At 37.4% G+C, this 1,198-nt stretch carries 1 protein-coding gene; it reads right to left on the bottom strand.

The genetic code is table 11. The annotated features are described in order from the left end of the window. Positions 1–169: 169 nt before the first annotated feature. Positions 170–1,198: baseplate J/gp47 family protein (locus tag ACJML3_RS00295; protein ID WP_406019626.1), on the bottom strand; the 1,029-nt coding region annotated here is incomplete at its 5' end.

A 1,198-nucleotide genomic window follows, 5' to 3' on the forward strand; every position in this document is an offset into this window, starting at 1 on the left:
CTTGAAAGTTCATTGATTCTATATAAAAAAACAGCATCATTAAGATGCTGATGAACTTTTGAAAGATTACAGTCTGTTGCCTTTATAACGTTATTGACCGTTTTATCTTTTTTGATTGAAGAAGGGGCAAGCTTCTCAATGTTATCCTTATCATCCATGGTATTCATGATTAAGCTTCCTCAGTTCCACCAAAATGAATAACAACATTAGAAATATCACACTGGGCCACTTCATTTTTATCAACAGCGGTAAATTCAGGAGAAGTAATTTCCAGACGTTTTGCGCCTGCCTGCATAACAAGTTTTGTTAATTCATCCGGTGTAATATCTCTGTTGATTTTTGCCTGTTGCCATTGTCTGTAACTTTCTACAGCTTTTGTTACATCTGCAGTAATCTGGTTAATTTTATCTGTATCTTTTGATGATAGGTACCAGGTTAATTCAATGGTGTAATCAACAGCTTTTGGTGCAGAAACAAGCACATTATCTGTAAGAGGTCTTATAGTCTCATCTGAAAGATGTGCCTTTAATCCATCCAGAAACGCTTGCTCAGGAATAGCACCATCTGTTAGTAATGGGTGAACATAAACGTTGCCAGGATGTTCCTCTAAGCCATAAATTGATACATCTATGATTGATGAACTGTAAGAGTAGGTGTGATACTGATAAGCGCCTTGAGGACCAGCTACTGAGAATGAAGAAGGTGCAAGTCTGATTCTATCTGCATAAGCATCATCTTCTTCTTTATCAGCTCCACCGCTAGTAATAGTCATGTTGGTCACAGATTCCATGTTAGGAAGAGGTTCAACCAACTGATTTATGGCACCAATAGCAATACCATTAGAAAAGCTTCCAGCATCAACTGCTGTTGCCTTTACATCAACATAAGTAGAACCAATGGCAATAAATGCCAGTTCATCAGTTGCAAAGTTAATTGAACCATCTGTAATTAGGGTTCCTTTAGGGATCTGATATACAGAATCTGAAACGGTGGTATTTAATGTAAATCTTATAGTTGTAGTAGAGCCTGAAGACTGAAGACGTGGAGTATTAACATAATATCCCATGGCATCCAGATAATCACCGGTTGCATAGCTCAGAAGATTTTCCTTTGCTGCATTATTAAAATCAGCTCTAAGTTTTGATTCTTCTGCAGCAATTGATTCAAGCAGTAAATATACTGGGTCTGCTACAGCAAG

The organism is Succinivibrio sp. (genome assembly GCF_045124615.1).
GTDB lineage: Bacteria > Pseudomonadota > Gammaproteobacteria > Enterobacterales > Succinivibrionaceae > Succinivibrio > Succinivibrio faecicola.